The following is a 17,284-nucleotide window of genomic DNA, read 5'->3' on the forward strand; positions in this document are numbered from 1 at the left end:
GTTAAGGAAAAGCAATTGGAGAATTTATTTTGCTCATCGGACACGCATTTTGTTAAAATGAAAGCCGATGAGTAATATGTGTCTGTCAGATTAAGTTTGAGCTACTACAATTAAATACAATTATTCCCATTCAATAGTCGCTGGCGGTTTTCCGCTTATATCATATACGACACGAGAAATACCATTAACTTCGTTGATAATTCGATTTGAAACTCGTCCTAGGAAATCATAAGGTAACTGAGCCCAATGAGCCGTCATAAAATCGATGGTTTCAACTGCACGCAAGGATACAACCCAATCATATTTACGACCATCCCCCATTACACCTACTGAACGAACAGGTAAGAACACAGTAAAGGCTTGACTTACTTTGTGGTATAGATTAGCTTTATAAAGTTCTTCAATAAAAATAGCATCAGCTTGACGTAACAAGTCGCAATACTCTTTTTTAACCTCACCAAGTACACGCACGCCAAGACCTGGACCAGGAAATGGATGACGGTAAAGCATGTCATAAGGTAATCCAAGTTCTAAACCCACTTTACGGACTTCATCTTTAAATAATTCGCGCAGTGGCTCAACTAAGCCCATTTTCATATCTTCTGGTAATCCGCCTACATTATGATGTGATTTAATTACATGGGCTTTGCCAGTATCAGCAGCAGCCGATTCAATAACATCTGGATAGATAGTACCTTGAGCTAACCATTTTACATCTTTTAATTTTGCCGCCTCTTCATCAAATACAGCAACAAATTCACGCCCGATAATTTTACGTTTTGCTTCAGGATCTGCTTCACCTTTTAGTGCAGCTAAAAAGCGATCTTCAGCATTTACAGCTATGATATTTAAGCCAAATTTATTACCAAACATATCCATAACTTGTTGAGCTTCGTTCAAACGTAACAAACCATGATCAACAAATACACAAGTTAATTGATCTCCGATAGCTTGGTGTAATAACAATGCTGTAACAGAAGAATCAACCCCTCCTGATAAGCCAAGTAATACTTTGTCATTGCCAACCTGTTCTTTAATTCGAGCAATAGCATCGGTAATAATTGAAGATGGTGTCCAAAGTTTTTCGCAGTGACAGATATCAATCACAAAACGTTGCAATAACTCGAAACCTTTAACAGTGTGAGTCACTTCTGGGTGGAATTGAACACCATAAAATTGTTTTTCGTCATTAGCCATAATAGCAAATGGACAAGTTTCAGTACGACCAATTAGTGTAAAACAATCAGGCAAGGTTGTTACTTTGTCACCGTGGCTCATCCAGACATCAAGTTGATTAATGCCTTGTTCGCTTGTACTATCCAAAATACCATCAGTTAATTTTGACGATCCAATAAGATCCACTTTAGCATAACCAAATTCACGTTGGTTAGAGCCAGTGACTTGACCGCCTTTACCAACTTGAATTGCCATAGTCTGCATGCCATAACAAATACCCAAAACAGGTACGCCAGCATTAAAAACATACTCGGGAGCACGAGGACTATTATCATCGGTGGTACTTTCAGGACCACCTGATAAAATAATACCTTTAGGATTAAATTGTTTGATTTTCTCTTCTGATACATCCCACGGCCAAAGTTCACAGTACACACCAATTTCACGAATACGTCGAGCAATTAATTGAGTAACTTGTGAACCAAAATCGAGGATTAATATGCGCTGTTGGTGGATGTCTTTTTTCATCAATTTTATTCCTAAACTATGAACTAATACAAAATCAGGCTGATATTGTACCATTTACCAATTAAATTGAGAGCATTAATTAAAAACAATTATAAATATTTTATATTATTAATAATTTTGAAATCATCTTATTACAGAATTCAATATCATGGTCATCAAATTAACCTTGTAATAGGTCAACAAATCAAAAAAATTAAATTCTCTTTACCTAATTAATAAGTAAGCTTATAATAAGTTAACTTATCAAAAGGAGACGCTATGAATACCATTTCAATTTCTTTCATATTACCAACCAAAGCTAAGCCAACTCAAATTTGGCAATACTATACTGATCTTAATTTAAGAAAATTATGGGAAACTGATCTTGAAGACTTTCGTATATTTGGTGACTTAAAAACAGGGTCTAAAGGTATTTTCAAATTACAAAATATACCGGAAATGGAAGTGACTTTATCAAAGATTATTGATAAGCAAGAATTTACAGAGCAATTTGATATGCCTGAAATAGGTTTACTGTTTTTCTCACATCAAATTATTGAAATATCGCATAATCAATATGCATTAAAATCAGAAATTTCTCTAAAACCGGATCCAAAAATGGATACTAAAGCATCCTATGATTTTATAAAACAGATTTCAGATGATATTATAGATAAAACTTACAAATTAAATGGTTTAGTTGAAGGGTAAATTATGACAAAGGACAATAAGTTTTTGACTCAATTCCAAACTGATTCTGAATCTATTGGTTTTATTTTTATGAAAACTTATTCGTCCTGGCATACGAATATCAAAAATTGCTTGAAAAAACAGTCTATCACTCATCCTCAATTTATAGTGCTTGCAACGCTTGCTTATCTATCACAGCGACTAGATGAAATAACACAAATTATTTTATCAAATAAAACAAATATCGATGTGATGACAATTTCCCAAATATTAGAGAATTTAGAAAAAAAGGATTATATAAAACGCTCTTGCTCAATTAAAGATAGTCGAGCAAAATCCATTCAATTAACACAAAAAGGATTGAATAAAGCAAATGAAACTGTACCTTTAGTTGAACAAATAGATAAAGATTTTTTTTCAACATTACAAGGTGATAAAGAACAATTTATGGAAATGTTATTAACACTATTAAAAACCAACATGAAGGGATAAAATCATTTATAAATTTTTATTATTTATTGTTTTTATCAGCGTTGAATGCTTGGACTTGACTTAAAATAAGTTTTTGGAGACCTTGTCTCAAATTTCTAGAACAAAATACTTTAAAACTGAATCTTTATAACTCGAGCTTTTAAAACTCATTACTTGGTTAAATTTAATTAAAAAAGGTGATATTGCATCACCTTTTATCAATCGTTAAAACGTTTTGCTAAACTTATTTTGTAGCATTTTGTTCTTGTGCTGATTGAATTGCGGTTAATGCAATAGTGTAGACAATATCGTCAACTAATGCACCACGAGACAAATCATTCACAGGTTTACGCATTCCTTGTAGCATAGGACCAATCGAAACAAGATCAGCTGAACGTTGTACTGCTTTATATGTAGTATTACCTGTATTAAGATCAGGGAAAATAAATACAGTAGCTTTACCTGCAACTTGTGAATTAGGCGCCTTTGATTTAGCTACATCAGGCATTACCGCTGCATCATATTGTAATGGGCCGTCAATCATTAGATCAGGACGTTTTTCTTGAGCAATGCGAGTTGCTTCTTTCACTTTTTCAACATCAGCACCTTGACCAGAACTACCTGTTGAGTATGAGATCATCGCAACGCGAGGTTCAATACCAAAGGCGATTGCTGTATCAGCTGACTGAATGGCAATTTCGGCTAACTCTTGTGCGTTTGGATCTGGATTAATTGCACAGTCACCATAAATATATACTTGATCAGGCATTAACATAAAGAACACCGATGAAACAAGGGAACTGCCTGGTGCAGTTTTAATTAATTGTAACGGTGGACGAATAGTATTAGCGGTTGTATGTACAGCACCTGAAACTAAACCATCAACTTCATTAGCTTCAAGCATCATGGTACCCAATACGACATTATCAGCCAATTGCTCACGAGCAATAACTTCAGTCATCCCTTTGTTTTTACGTAATTCAACTAGGCGAGGAACATATTTTTCACGGATATTTTCAGGATCAACGATCTCTACTCCTTGACCTAAAGTCACGCCTTGTGAAGCGGCAACTTTACGCACTTCGTCAGGATTACCAATAAGAACACATTTTGCAATGTTACGTTCAGCACAAATTGCAGCTGCTTTAACTGTTCTTGGTTCGTCACCTTCTGGTAATACCACTACTTTTTTCGCATTACGTGCAAGTTCAGTTAATTGATAACGAAATGCAGGAGGAGACAAGCGACGTGCAGAATTCACTACTTCATTTAATGATTTAATCCATTTAGCATCAATATGATCAGCTACATAATTTTGGGTGTTTTCCATACGTTCTTTATCGTCAGCAGGAATTTCTAAATTAAATTGTTGTAGACTAATTGATGTCTGGAAAGTGTTGGTTTTAACCGTAAATACAGGTAAACCAGTATCAAATGCTGGTTGGCATAATTTTGCGATTTTATCGTCGATTTCATAACCACCAGTTAGGAGTACACCACCAATTGCCACACCATTCATTGCTGCTAAACTGATAGTAACTAACACATCAGCACGATCAGCAGAAGTCACTAAAAGTGCATTTGGTTGTAGGTGGTTAATAATATTTGGTACGCTGCGAGAGCAGAAAGACACATGTTTAATACGACGATTTTTAATACAACCTTCGTTAATGATTTTTGCATCAAAATGCTTAGCAATATCTATAGCACGACAAGCACTTAGATCAATATTCCAAGGAATACAACCAAGAACAGGCAATGGACTGTGTGCATTTAAATCATCGATAGTAATTTTCTTATCATCAAATTTAGGGGTATGATAAATTTCAGCAACATCAGGACGAGCAAGATTTTGCTCTTCAACTGGCGCATTAACTTTATTAACAATCACACCGACGATTTTATCATTTTTAATACCACCAAAGTTAGAACGAGCAATTTCAATACGATCTCTAAGTTGTTCTGGCGTATCTTTGCCCATATTAACTACAAAAATAATTTCGGCGCCAAGAGTTTTAGCAATATTATTATTAAGTTCATTAGCAAAAGGATAATCAGATGTTGGCACAATACCTTCAACTAAAACAACATCAGCTCCTTTAGTATTTTCGGCATAAAGGGCAACGATTTCTTCCATTAACACATCTTGTTGATTTAAACCTAATAGGTTTTCAACATGGCTCATTTTAAGCGGTTTTAGTGTTGGAATTGATGTATTGTTGCTCACTAGAGTTGTGGTATTATCTGGCGCATCGCCACCAGCTCTTGGTTGCGCGACAGGTTTAAACACATTTAAATTAATACCTTGACGCTCCATAGCTCGAATAACGCCCAGACTCACACCTGTTAACCCGACATTAGTGCCAGTTGGGATGAGCATAATTGTACGAGACATAATTATTACCTCTTAAATCTTTATTGTATAAAAACAAACCGCCATTTAGGCGGTTTTGAATATTTATTAAGCAGTTAGACGCGCAGCATCTTGAGCAATGACAAGTTCTTCATTGGTTGGAATAACCATCGCAATAGCTGAACCATCTTTAGTAATTTTGCCACCCTTACCAAAACGAGCTGCAAGGTTACGTTCTTGATCAAGTTCAAAACCAAGAATACCTAATTTTTGTAATGCCATACGACGCACTTCTTCTGAGTTTTCACCGATACCTCCAGTAAACACGATAGCATCTAAACGACCATCTAAAAGCATAGCATAGCCGCCGATATATTTTACTAAGCGATGAACAAACACATCTAAAGCGTTTTTAGCGTTTTCATCTGTTTCGTAATTATCGGTTACATAACGGCAATCACTGCTCACACCAGTCAAACCTAATAAACCAGATTTTTTGTTTAAAAGGTTATTAATATCAGCAACAGACATTTTTAAGTTATCATGTAAGAAGAACATAATCGCTGGATCGATATCACCACTACGTGTACCCATCACCAAGCCTTCAAGCGGAGTTAAACCCATTGAAGTTTCAACACATTTACCATTTTTAACAGCTGTAATTGATGCGCCATTACCTAAATGACAAGTAATAACATTAGTTTGGTCAACTGGTTTATTTAATAATTTAGCAGCTTCGCGACTAACATAATAATGGCTAGTGCCATGCGCACCATAACGACGAACACCGTGTTTAGTATAAAGTTCGTTTGGAAGAGCATATAGATAAGCTTCTTTTGGCATTGTTGTATGGAATGCAGTATCAAACACTGCAACGTTTTTAGTTTTTAGGTGTGGGAACGCAGCAAATGCTTCACGAATACCGATTAAATGTGCAGGATTATGTAACGGCGCAAAAGCAGATGCTTCTTCAATTCCTTTTAATACTGAATCATCAATAACAACTGACTGGGTATATTTTTCGCCACCATGAACAATACGGTGACCAATCGATTTAATGCTATCTAATAATTCTGGCTTTTGTGGAAAGATGCTATTAACAATAAAACGAATTGCTTCACTGTGTGCTGCACCAGCGCCTAAAGAAGCTTCGTTCTTAACACCATCAAGCTTCCACTTAATACGAGCATCAGGAAGATGAAAACATTCAGCTAAACCAGATAAAAACTCATCACCATTTTCAGGGTTTATAATGGCAAATTTTAATGATGAACTTCCGCAATTAAGAACAAGAGCGTTATTACTTGATGACATAGTAATTCCTATAAATTGAATAATAAAGACATATACCAATCAAAATTGGTAACTCAACACATGATTTAAAATCAATGTGACTACGCTAAGGTGACTTCTGATATCTTGTTTTTTGAGATAAAATAGAGAGAGTCCCCAATTTGAATGGCACTATTTTAAGACAATAAGAAGTGAATGTCGAGGAATCACAATAATATGAATTTAATAACCACATTTAAAGCTGGTCAAAGGTATATGAAGCTTTGCCCAGTAGACAAACAATTAACACATTCATTTCCTGAATTAAAAATTATTAACTACATAAAAACCGCAAATAAATACTTGCCTCCTATCATTATTGGCTTACTCTTTTGGCAGTATTTCATGCCGGCACAAATTGCTGTAACAATAATAACCATACTATTCACCTTAAGCATGCCTTTGCAAGGAATATTTTGGCTAGGAAAACGTGCTCTATCGCCCTTACCACTTAATTTAATTGACTGTTATAACCAATTAAAAATAAAATTAATTGCTAAAAAAATTATTGCCGAAAAAAATAGTTTAGATGACAATAAATTAACATTTGAAGCATTTATGAAAATTATCAACCTAGCCAAATTACATTTAGGTGATTATTTCGGTCAAGACAACGATAGCTCAACTTATTATAAAGAATAATCACAATGGCAAATTTACTCACTATACTACAAAAACAAATTGACAAATTAGAACAGCAAATTAATTTAGCAAACGAGCAACTATTTCAAGAACCTTATTTTGACGAGCAACTATTTCAAACTAATAAAGTTGTAACAGATAAAACGTTTTACCTTGAAAAAATCAAACAAACTTATCAAGTATTAGTTGCTAACATAAAATTAGAAAAAGTTGAACAAATAACTTTTTTATCTGACAAGTTAGTTAACCAAATTGCAGCCCTAACGCGTGAACTAGCAACCCAAAACCTACGCAAAAAAGGGTTCCAAAATATTATTGCAGAAACCTTAGCCCAAAAACATATGCGTCACCTAGATTACTTGCGCCGACTACAAAATATGAAATACGAACTAGAGCTATCGCCCGAAATTATCAATCAAAGTAAAATCGCCGCAATTGATAACCGAATTTACCGCTGTGAACAAGCAATTAAAAAGATTGAATTTGAAATTGAGAATGATATCAATTAATAAATTTCATACTTTCCTAATTTTAATCTGATCTCATTCATTTGATTGAACAGTTTTATTTGGATTTATCCTATAGTTAATTTACGATTAATCAATGCCCTGATACTTTTGAAAATAAATTAATAATCACAACACCAAACATAATAAACCCCATACCAACTAAAGCTGCAAAATCTAAAGTTTGTTTTAAAAAAACCCATGCAATTAAGCTTATTAATACAATTCCAATTCCAGACCAGATAGCATAAGCAATACCTACGGGAATAGTTTTTAGAGCTAATGAGAGTAAATAAAACGAAGCGCTATAGCCCACAATGGTAATGATGGAATAGATAAGATTGGTAAATCCATCAGATAGTTTTAATGAAGAAGTTGCAACAACTTCACAAATAATTGCAAAAAAAAGTAATAAATATGAATTCATCTTAATACCTATAGTCGTTAAATAAAAAGCCTATTACCTAAAATTAATGTTGAAATCTTATAACAATCAATATCTAATTAACTGTTAAACATTGATAGATGAAAAATATAGTTTTGCTTTGTTTTAATATCATTAATTGTGATGAAGAGGTAAAGATAGATAGCTATTAACGCTTGAAAAGGAAAAGCTTTATGATAGCTTAGGTTTCCATTTTAAAAAATAAATTATTAATTATTAATTATTAATAAAAATGCATATCAAACCAACTCCACTATTCTATATAATAGCCATTATTATACCTAAAAATAAGGCGCTTTGTAGTGCCAATAAATTTTATACTGCACAAAAAATTTAGTAATTCTATAAATAATTTTGATATTTTAATTTTCTTATTATAGGTGTTAATGTAAAACAATCTGTTAATGGTGCACTATCTAATGCCCAGTAATTAATTAAATCCTCATAATTCTTATAATTGTTAAAAAGAATATTTAAAACCTTTTGAATAACTTTATCATTAGGGTTTAATCCCGAAGAAATTAAATCGTTACAAACATCAAGAGATAAAATCATTAATTCTTTTTTTTCTATTGAAGAATATCCATTATATAAATATGCAAAAATATATTTATTTAACCAATATTTTGTTCTATATTGATCTGGTAACTCATAAGCCCAATCCTGAGTAAATCGATCGCCATATGGCAAATTAAGGTCATCACATAATTTTTTAATTATTTGCATGTTATCCTCAAATTTTCAATTTAAAAATGATGAATTAAATGGAGTTGATATTCGTACTGATGCATCAAATTTCACAACTGTTCTTGCCATATCAAGGGAAATATTATCTCACTAAGTAAATAGTCTCTTTTTTCTCTACTCATATTTTTACTAGATGACCATGATATTTAGTCAGCTTATCCAAATAGCGGATAATTATTGGTAAGCTGACCGCAATATCAATATCTAACACTTCACAATTAAAGCCATTTTATTACATTGAATGTTCTGAAATGACGTTAATTTCTACTACCATCACTTATAAAATTCATTGATTAACATTCACAGTACCTATAACTTTTTTAATGATTCAAGGTGGAATATGTATTATTTTAGAGGATAGTTACAGTTACATAACAATTAATCCAGACCTATTATCTTCCACCATAAAATTCCAACAGTAAATACGATAATTAGATTTACAACACTACAAATAAACCCAACTTTCCACCAAGTTTTTACTGGTACAAAACCTTCGGCAAATAATAGTGGATTTCGAGCATTGGCAAACTGTGTAATTGATCCAAAGTAGTTAGTACAAATAACCAACGCAAAAATTGCAGTTAGAGTTGGTACACCTAAGGCAATAGCGATCGATAGGAAAACGGGAAATAATGCAGCAATATGAGCATTTCCACTTGCAAAGAAATAATGTAAATAAACATAGGCAACACACAAAATAACTAATACTAATACCCAACTGCTTTCACCTAAATGACCTTGTACAGCTCCACCTATTGTGTCCCCTAACCATTTTGTTACACCAAGTTTATTAACTTGCCCCGCCATCATAAGTAATGCCGCAAACCAAATTAATGTGTCCCAGGCAGCTTTTTCTCCTTTTATATCATCCCAGCTTAATACACCAGTTAAGATCAAAATAGTTAAGCCAATAAACGCAGTAGTTGTTGAATCAATACCGAAATTTTTACCAAAAATCCAGAGCGCTAACAAAAGTACAACAGTAACGCCCATAATGATTTCTTTAACAGTAATTACCCCCATTTTCTTTAATTCTTCAGCCGCTAATTCTGGCGCTTCTGGTGTTCTTTTTAATTCTGGATTAGTCAGAAAGTAAATCACCAAAGGTATCACAACGAATGAAACTAAACATGGCGCAATTGCTGCAACAAACCATTGGCCCCACCCTAATGTAATACTTAATGATGTTGTAACTAATTTAGCTGCTAATAAATTTCCTGTAAATGCCGTTAGAAACATTGCCGAGGTGATATCATTTACATGGCTAATAGTTAGCATTAAAAAAGTACCTATGCGATTTCTTGATTCATCCTTGGGATTGGATTTAAAATTGATTGCTAGTGCTTCCGCTATTGGATAAATAACGCCGCCAGCACGTGCTGTTGTACTTGGAATAGCTGGTGCCAATGCAATATCAGTAACGGATAAACCATAAGCAAGTCCTAAGGTATTTTTACCCAAAATTTTAACAAGATAATAGGCTATTCGTTTACTTAAACCTGTTTTGATAAAACCACGAGCGATCATAAAGGCAATAACAATTAACCAAATAAGACTACTATTTAATTCGCTTAACGAGATTTTTATTGACTCAGTCGCTGTTGTTGCGCCAGATGGTCTCAATACAGCAAAAACAGTAATTGCTAATAGACCAATTGCGCCAATTGGCATTATTTCGGCAACAATACTGGCAATTGTTGCAACAAAAATGATGCTGGTTTGCCAACCCTCTTGACTAATACCTTCAGGTGGAGATACAAACAACCAAAATATCGCTGAAATTACCACAATAATGATAAGTGGCAACCATTTTACTGGTGGTTTCTTTACTACGCTCATAATATTTTCCTTTTTAACTTAAATATTATTTAATTTATAAGATTTAATTCAGTTACAATAATACTATTCTTTGTTTGGCTATTATTTATAATTGCTCATGTTTGCATAACCAAAAAAATAAATAAAATCAACAATCTACCTGAATGTTTTTTGTGAAAAGACCTATATATTAAGCCATTTACACAAAAAAAAATTCATAAAAAATAATAAAATTATATCGTTAACTAAAATCGCATTTATTGCAAATTGAATAATTAATCTATTTTTATAGTGTATTGAGTATCGGTTTTTTGAAAACTAAAGTTATCAGGATTTATTAATGCTATAGTTTTATTTTTTAGCAAAAATATGGCTGATAAATTTTGATTCTTTCGCAAATACGCCTTACTTTTCTCAATCCCCCATCCATAAAAAACAGTCGAATAAATATCGCCTTCTAATGAAGAATCTGAAATTATTGTCACACTTTCAAGTTCGTTGTCCAACGGATAGCCTGTTTTGGGATTAAATATGTGATGATAAAGTTTATTATTTTGCATAAAAAAGCGCTCATAAATTCCCGATGTGACAACTGATTTATTTTTAACTTTAATAACGCCAGACAGCTCATCACTAATTGAAAACGGTTTTCTTAATCCTATATTCCAATAACCACTTTGTTCTGTTAAACACTCACCTAAAGTTAATACATTTCCACCTAAGTTAATAATACCTTGATACACTTGATTTTCGAGTAAAACCAATTTGACAATATCAGCAATATACCCTTTAGCAATTGCACCTAAATCAATTTCCATTCCAGTTTTTTTTAAAAAAACGGAATGTGTGTTTGTATCAAGTTCGACATTTTTAGGATCAATTAACAATAGTTGTTGTTTTATTAATTCAGCAGATGGTACTTGATAACCTTGGAAACCAATCTTCCAAAGCTTAACTAATGGGCCAATAGCAAAATTAAAGCAACTATTGAAATACAGACTGACTTTTTGAGCTTGTTCAATTAGGGAAAAAATAGGTCGACTCACTGTCACTGGGTGTTTACCCGCAGCTAAATTAATTGACATAACTTCTGAAAATAGCCGGTTAACAGTCAATTTATCCTCAAGCATTTTTATAATTTGAAAAACAGTGTGTGCAACGGCTTCATTTGGCTCTAAAAGCGTTAATGACACCGTTGTTCCCATTAAAGTTTGAGAATATTCATATCTCGAACATACCATATTAAACAAGCTCAGCTAGTTGTAATAATTTAATTTTTAATATAATCAGCAGCCTTTTTACCTGCTTGTCTACCAAAAATAATGATATCAGCAACAGCATTGCCACCAATACGGTTAGCACCATGTACACCACCAACAACTTCGCCTGCGGCAAAGACTCCTTGGATGATATTTTTATTAGCACCTAGGACTTGTGTTTGGGTGTTGATTGTCACTCCCCCCATGGTATGGTGAACACCTGGTGCGATCTTTATTGCATAAAAAGGACCTTTTTCTATTGGATGACGTATACCTGTTGTTCGACCAAAATCCTTGTCTTGTTTGGTAATAGCAAACTGATTATAACGCTTTACAGTTTTAGTTAATGTATTAGTATCAATTGATAATTTTTGTGCTAATTCCTCAATTGTATTTGCTTGTGATACAAGTTCATTTGAAACATATTCTTCCACTGCTTTGTTTTCATTACGGACTTGCTGATCAAATAAGATATAAGCATAGTGCTCAGGTAATTTTATAATCTCAGCTGAAACTTTATCTCTTGTATCAAGTTCATTAACGAATCGTTGACCATTTTGTGATACAAGTATTGCGCCTCCACCTCGAATCGATTCAGATATTAAATAAGATGTTGTTTGTTCAACCGTTGGGTGGATTTGAATCTCTCCCATATCAACGGTTCCTGCACCAAGTTTTTCCAATAACATAATGCCTGAACCAGTAGCGCCTTTGTGATTAGTGGTGACAAAACCTTTAAGATCGGGTCGATATTTTTCAACCATTGTGGTATTGGCACTAAACCCACCAGTTGCAATAATAACTACTTTTGTTTTTATTACGTGATTTGAGCCATCTTCTTCTGAAACTTTAACACCAACCACTTTATTATTTTCTGTCATAATTTCAGTAACTACAGTATCAAGCATAACATCAATACCACGCTTATTGATGTTTTTAACTAGGCCACTAATTAAGAAACCACCTACTGCAGCACCACTTTCAGGACGGTGAGTTCGATCAATACTCATTCCACCAGTTGTTGTAATACCACTTAATTCAATTCCATTTTCATCTAACCAATCAATGGCATTTGGTGCATTTTCAACAAAATAATGTAATAAATCAGGGTTATTTTTATTTTTTCCGCCTGTCATCGTTTCGTTATAAAAGAGTTCTTTACTATCTGTAATACCTTTGAGTTTTTGGAATTTGGTTTCTGCCGCATTCATACCAGCTGAAGCTTTATTGGTATTACCGCCAATTACAGACATTTGTTCAACAATAACCACATTTGCACCAAGATCATGAGCTTGGATCGCAGCAGTAAGCCCTGCACCACCACTACCAACAACCACAACATCAAAAGATTGGTCATTAGGATCACCACCTTCCGCAAGAATCGCTTCTTTGTTAGATTTGGCTATTGCTTTGGTCACAGCTTTTTTGAAGGCTTCGCATTGAGTTGTTGCGCCAGAAATGGTATCAACATGAGGGCTATTTGAATCAATAATTCTATTTTTAATGATCGAAAAATTATCTAGAACGTTACTATCAAACTCTTTAGCATTTACCAATTCCATGTCTTTTATAAAGTCTTTAGCTAATTCCACATTAATGAGGAATTTGTAAGATTCGTCATTAACTTTTTCTTGATAATTTCCCGGTTTGAATTTTTTAATATTAAGATTCACATCACGAATTAAACTTTCAACGAGAGAAAAATGCCATAGAGGTTCTGGGATATTCAGATCTTCACGTTTATCACTATTGATAAATAGCTCTAGTTTTTCACCTTTCTTTATGCGACTAACCCAATCAGGATAAGCAATGCAAGCTCGACCAACCGCAACTAAATCATAGCCATTGTCGATGGCACTATCCAAATCACTTTGATTAACAACATTACCGACACCTACAACAGGAATTTTTGATAAAATTGGTGAACGCATCGCAACAAATTTTTTAATTAATGGAGTTGGATCTTGAGTATCAACAATCGACGATCTAAGCGTTGTTCCCATTGAGAAATGGACATAATCAAGCCCTTTTAGGGCCAATTTTTCAAGCAAATACATTGTGTCATCAAAACGAATGCCTGGGATTTCTAATTCTTCTGGAGAAAAGCGATAACCAACGATAAACTCTGGGGATGCATATTGTTTTGCCATACTATGAGTGATATCTAAGACGGCTAAAGGGAATTGAGTACGATTATCACGACTTCCCCCCCACTTATCATCTCGTTGATTTGAATTTGGTGAATAGAATTGCTGAATAAGGTAAGTATTGGCACCATGAATTTCAACACCATCAAATCCAGCTTGGATAGCGCGTCGCACTGCTTGGCCAAATTTATCGATCATTTCATCGACTTCATCAGCGCTTAGTGCAACTGGTGTTGCTGCACCAGGTCGTGGTGCTGCTATTGCACTTGGCCCCACAGGCGGTTGTCCACCAATTAATTTTGGCTCAACCATTCGCCCTCCATGGTAAACTTGAATTACTGCTTTGGAGCCTTTTCCTTTGATTGCCTTCGCAATCTTTGCTAATCCTTCAATTTTGTCATCACTATCTAAACCAATTGCACCAGGAAAAGCTAATCCTTTATTATCAACAAATCCACATTCAACAATAATTGTCCCTATTTCACCAGATCGTACACGATAATATTCAATTAGATCTTGAGTAACTGAACCATCATAAAAACCTGAACAAGTTGTCATTGGGGCCATTATTATACGATTTTTTAGTTCAACGCCATTAGGTAAAGTTATCGGACTAAAAATATGTTCATTTTTCATTTTTATATACCTACTCACTAGTATTTAAACTTTTTAATTATGATAACATTAACAATAGTTACTCTCCACATGGATTATCTACATTAATAACAACAAGTATCATTTTTTAGACAGAAATTTTTTTAGTGTTATTAAGCAATTATAAAATTATCACGATAAATAGGATAAGATCATGCTTATTTTGGGTATTTTAGAGAGATTATATTGTCGGATTTATGATTTAAAATCTAGAAAAAAATACTATAACCTTTTCATTTAGTTAAATATTTTTATGATTTTTATATTGAACTTTAATTTTATTCAGATAAAATGTGTACAAATTTGCACAATAGAGAATAACTTAATGTCTTTAATTCCAATTAGCAGTTCTGAATCTACCCCATCTTTCTACTCTCTATTGTTCCTATTTCTTAATCCTCCTTATGGAGGATTTTTTTTGGCTCTAAAACCTTATTCATTTTATTTTTATTACAACTTAATACCCAACTTCACTTTAAGAACATGCATGATCAGGAGATAGTATGGAATCTTTAACACCTTTTTATAATCCTTCTATAAGCTACGAAGATAATTATGCTCAAGGACCATTTGGGCTTTTTACACAATTAGATAAAGCTGAGCAAATCCCAACAAAATCTTCAAAATTTTTAAACCATGACGTTAATTTACCATTTGGTATACCGGCAGGTCCTTTATTGAATGCAAACTACATTAAAGCCGCATTTGCCTATGGATTTGATTTATGCGTATATAAAACAGTTCGAACCAAACTACATAAATGCCATCCATTACCGAATGTGTTATCAGTTCATCCTAAAGGTAAATTATCGTGTAATTTAGATACAGTATTAGCTGATACTGCTTACAATCAACCTCTATCAATTACCAACTCTTTTGGGGTTCCTTCTTTTTCTCCAGATATTTGGCAACCAGATATGGCTGATGCAGTAAAATCTGCAGGTCATGGGCAATCTGTAATTGGTAGTTTTCAGGGGACGCAAAGCAATGAAGCAATAGAAAACGATTATGCTTTAGCTGCAAAATTAGTTAGAGAAACCAATGCGCCTATTCTTGAAGCAAATTTAAGTTGCCCAAACGAAGGAGCAAGTAAACTACTTTGCTTTGATATAGATAAAGTCGAACGAATTGTTAACGCTATTAAAACAGCTGTTCCTGATCGCCCACTTATTTTAAAACTAGCCTATTTCCCTGATGATGAAAGGATCGTTTCTTTATTGACTCGTGTCGGTTCTATTATCGACGGCTTAAGTACAATTAACACACTGTCCGCTAAACCAGTTGATGCTAAAGGTAATCCTGCCTTAGGGGAAAATAGAAAAGAAGGCGGTGTCTGTGGAGATGCAATTCGTTGGGCTGGTTTAGATATGGTAAGTAGATTAGCTAAATATCGAAAAGAAATGGATCTAAAATTTGTTATTGTTGGTGTTGGTGGTGTTAGTTCTAGTGAGCATTATCGTCAGTTTATCGATAATGGCGCAGATGCGGTCATGAGTGCTACGGGTGCCATGTGGAACCCAATGCTTGCTATAGAAATTAAGAAAAATCTTAAATAAAATTATTTACAGTTAGGCTCACATTTGTTACAGGGTAACTTACCCTGTAATTTTTTACTGCCTATATACCCTACTGCATTCTTAATTTTTCCTAAAATAATAAAATAAAAAGTATTTACAATACAATTAAGGCCATTGCTAACATTTCAAACAAATTTATTTTTGTTGCTTTCTTTTTTATATATAAGTTTGATAGTAATGATTATCAGTAAAATAGCTATAAAGACGATCTGAGATATTGTTCAAAAAATAGGTCGTTAATAAATAAAAAAGCACTGTTGGTAGGAGCAGCACGAAAATACTAACTGTCCCCAATAAAAATAAAGTACTACCTATAATTATAAAAAGCCATTTTTTAAATATTATTAATATGTGACTTAGAAAGGTTTAAGTATTCAATTCAATACAGGTATGGCGATGTGGAATGGCAACACATTTTCAAACAAAAAAATTAAGGGGTAAGTGTTTTTTAAATTCAACGGGAGGCAAGTAGCCTAACGAAGAATGTAATCGTTTATGATTATACCAATAAGCATAAGCCGAAAAAGCGCGTTGTAACTCAGCCGTTGAGTTGAAACGTTGGCCTTTTACAAATTCCGTTTTAATTGTTTTAAATGTCGCTTCCGCTACCGCATTGTCATATGGACATCCTTTCTTGCTTAATGAATGCGTGATATTAAATGTCTTAAAACAATCCGCTAATAACCGATTATCAAACTCTTTACCGCGGTCTGAATGAAATAAATCTAATTTTGATAATGGTTGTTTAATTTGGCTTAATGCCGACATAACAAGCTCTGCTGTTTTATGTTGACCAACATGGTAACCGACAATTTGCCTATCGGATAAGTTCACTAAAACACATAAATAGTTCCAACGTTGCTTAACTTGAATATAGGTTAAATCCGCAACAACAATTTGTTTTTTATCACCTACATCAAATTGTCGTTGCAGGTGATTTTCTGTGGCGGTTTCATTCAC

At 33.6% G+C, this 17,284-nt stretch carries 15 protein-coding genes; 5 read left to right on the top strand and 10 right to left on the bottom strand.

Annotation, left to right across the window (positions count from 1 at the left end; genetic code table 11):
* Nucleotides 1-120: 120 nt before the first annotated feature.
* Nucleotides 121-1,704 carry a glutamine-hydrolyzing GMP synthase gene (guaA, locus tag J6569_RS09925; RefSeq protein ID WP_065589135.1) on the bottom strand — a complete coding sequence of 528 codons (1,584 nt, stop codon included), beginning with the start codon at nt 1,702-1,704 and terminating at the stop codon, nt 121-123.
* Nucleotides 1,705-1,962: 258 nt separating this feature from the next.
* On the opposite strand from guaA, the gene J6569_RS09930 reads away from it, so the two are divergent.
* A complete protein-coding gene (locus tag J6569_RS09930; RefSeq protein WP_085164065.1) occupies nt 1,963-2,394 on the top strand; it encodes a hypothetical protein in 432 nt (143 codons plus the stop codon).
* 3 nt (nt 2,395-2,397) lie between these two features.
* The gene (locus J6569_RS09935) at nt 2,398-2,865 is read left to right on the top strand and encodes a MarR family winged helix-turn-helix transcriptional regulator (RefSeq protein ID WP_065589137.1); all 468 of its coding nucleotides are present in this window, start codon (nt 2,398-2,400) and stop codon (nt 2,863-2,865) included.
* A 223-nt stretch (nt 2,866-3,088) separates the two neighbouring features.
* Here the strand turns inward: J6569_RS09935 and pta are convergent, their stop codons facing one another.
* Both pta and J6569_RS09945 read right to left on the bottom strand, forming a co-directional pair.
* Nucleotides 3,089-5,239: a phosphate acetyltransferase gene (pta, locus tag J6569_RS09940; protein ID WP_065589138.1), complete on the bottom strand. Its 2,151-nt coding sequence runs from the start codon at nt 5,237-5,239 to the stop codon at nt 3,089-3,091.
* 66 nt (nt 5,240-5,305) lie between these two features.
* Entirely contained in the window at nt 5,306-6,511 is a 1,206-nt protein-coding gene (locus J6569_RS09945) for an acetate kinase (RefSeq protein WP_296318361.1), read from the bottom strand.
* A 195-nt stretch (nt 6,512-6,706) separates the two neighbouring features.
* On the opposite strand from J6569_RS09945, the gene yfbV reads away from it, so the two are divergent.
* Together yfbV and priC are read left to right on the top strand one after the other, a co-directional pair.
* Nucleotides 6,707-7,171, top strand: a complete 465-nt coding sequence (yfbV, locus tag J6569_RS09950; protein WP_167370046.1) for a terminus macrodomain insulation protein YfbV — start codon at nt 6,707-6,709, stop codon at nt 7,169-7,171.
* A 5-nt stretch (nt 7,172-7,176) separates the two neighbouring features.
* Nucleotides 7,177-7,680 (top strand): primosomal replication protein PriC, encoded by a 504-nt coding sequence (gene priC / locus J6569_RS09955; protein ID WP_065589141.1) that lies wholly within the window; start codon nt 7,177-7,179, stop codon nt 7,678-7,680.
* A gap of 91 nt (nt 7,681-7,771) precedes the next feature.
* Here the strand turns inward: priC and J6569_RS09960 are convergent, their stop codons facing one another.
* The 5 genes from J6569_RS09960 to J6569_RS09980 all read right to left on the bottom strand — a co-directional run bounded on the left by J6569_RS09960 (nt 7,772) and on the right by J6569_RS09980 (nt 14,729).
* On the bottom strand, nt 7,772-8,104 hold the full coding sequence (locus J6569_RS09960; protein WP_034910602.1) for a multidrug efflux SMR transporter: 333 nt from the start codon (nt 8,102-8,104) through the stop codon (nt 7,772-7,774).
* 360 nt (nt 8,105-8,464) lie between these two features.
* Nucleotides 8,465-8,848 (bottom strand): hypothetical protein, encoded by a 384-nt coding sequence (locus J6569_RS09965; RefSeq protein ID WP_034910600.1) that lies wholly within the window; start codon nt 8,846-8,848, stop codon nt 8,465-8,467.
* Nucleotides 8,849-9,247: 399 nt separating this feature from the next.
* On the bottom strand, nt 9,248-10,708 hold the full coding sequence (locus tag J6569_RS09970) for a DASS family sodium-coupled anion symporter (protein ID WP_174798220.1): 1,461 nt from the start codon (nt 10,706-10,708) through the stop codon (nt 9,248-9,250).
* A gap of 254 nt (nt 10,709-10,962) precedes the next feature.
* Entirely contained in the window at nt 10,963-11,928 is a 966-nt protein-coding gene (locus tag J6569_RS09975; RefSeq protein WP_085164070.1) for an FAD:protein FMN transferase, read from the bottom strand.
* A 29-nt stretch (nt 11,929-11,957) separates the two neighbouring features.
* The gene (locus tag J6569_RS09980) at nt 11,958-14,729 is read right to left on the bottom strand and encodes a flavocytochrome c (protein ID WP_296318362.1); all 2,772 of its coding nucleotides are present in this window, start codon (nt 14,727-14,729) and stop codon (nt 11,958-11,960) included.
* A gap of 521 nt (nt 14,730-15,250) precedes the next feature.
* Here J6569_RS09980 and J6569_RS09985 point away from each other — a divergent pair.
* A complete protein-coding gene (locus J6569_RS09985; RefSeq protein ID WP_296318363.1) occupies nt 15,251-16,303 on the top strand; it encodes a hypothetical protein in 1,053 nt (350 codons plus the stop codon).
* Between the two features lie 177 nt (nt 16,304-16,480).
* Here J6569_RS09985 and J6569_RS11305 read toward each other — a convergent pair whose 3' ends face one another.
* Both J6569_RS11305 and J6569_RS09990 read right to left on the bottom strand, forming a co-directional pair.
* Nucleotides 16,481-16,675, bottom strand: coding sequence for a DUF454 family protein (locus J6569_RS11305; protein WP_366941268.1), 195 nt, complete (start codon nt 16,673-16,675; stop codon nt 16,481-16,483).
* Between the two features lie 66 nt (nt 16,676-16,741).
* On the bottom strand, nt 16,742-17,284 hold a 543-nt coding region (locus tag J6569_RS09990; protein WP_296318364.1), incomplete at its 5' end, for an IS3 family transposase.

This window comes from Gilliamella sp. (assembly GCF_024104075.1).
GTDB lineage: Bacteria > Pseudomonadota > Gammaproteobacteria > Enterobacterales > Orbaceae > Gilliamella > Gilliamella bombi.